The organism is Agathobaculum sp. LCP25S3_E8, assembly GCF_052117165.1.
In the GTDB taxonomy this organism is placed as follows: domain Bacteria; phylum Bacillota; class Clostridia; order Oscillospirales; family Butyricicoccaceae; genus Agathobaculum.
Window position 1 is genome coordinate 1 of sequence record NZ_JBQKJR010000162.1, and the last position, 788, is coordinate 788.

1 protein-coding gene is annotated in these 788 nt (G+C 42.9%); it reads left to right on the forward strand.

Features of this window, described 5'->3' with window-relative positions:
- Positions 1–136 precede the first annotated feature (136 nt).
- Positions 137–788 (forward strand): TRAP transporter large permease subunit (locus tag ACTQ34_RS18080; RefSeq protein ID WP_441364982.1); only part of this gene is annotated, 652 nt, incomplete at its 3' end.

The window sequence follows — 788 nt, forward strand, 5'->3', positions numbered from 1 at the left end:
GTTATTTTGTAGACAAGGCATCAGCAGCTGGCGCCGCTCCCGCCTTAAATTATTTTGGCTCTATTTTGCACTGCCCGGCAGTGTTTACACAAAATTTGGGACAGACCTTTTAATTATACTAGTTCTTCTAGTTATTATGCTTATAGCTGGCGTTCCTATCGCTGTAGCTTTAGCAGTTTCTTCGGTTTGTGCTATTTTACCTATTATGGATTTTGATGTTGCACTTTTAACAGGTGCACAGCGTGTATTCTCTGGTATCTCTGTCTTCAGCTTGCTTGCAATTCCATTTTTCATTCTTGCAGGTAACCTGATGAATAAAGGTGGTATTGCCATTCGTCTCATCAATCTTGCAAAGCTGATTACAGGTCGTGCACCTGGAGCACTAGCTCAAACAAACGTTATTGCAAATATGCTTTTTGGTTCGATTTCTGGTTCTGGTACAGCAGCAGCTTCTGCTATGGGTTCTATTATTGGTCCTATTGAAAAGGAGGAAGGCTATGATCCCAACTTCTCAGCAGCTGTAAATATTGCAACTGCACCAACTGGTTTGTTAATCCCGCCTAGTAATGTAATGATTACATTCTCATTAGTATCCGGTGGTACATCTGTTGCAGCTTTATTTATGGCAGGTTATATCCCAGATATTTTATGGGGCCTTGCTTGTATGCTAGTAGTATATGGAATAGTCAAGAAAACCGCACACCCAACGAATTCAATTAGGCAACCTGCGCCGGATTTTGCGCCCACCGTGCGCGCTTGCGCAGCGGAGGAAGGTTTTCCTCATTGGC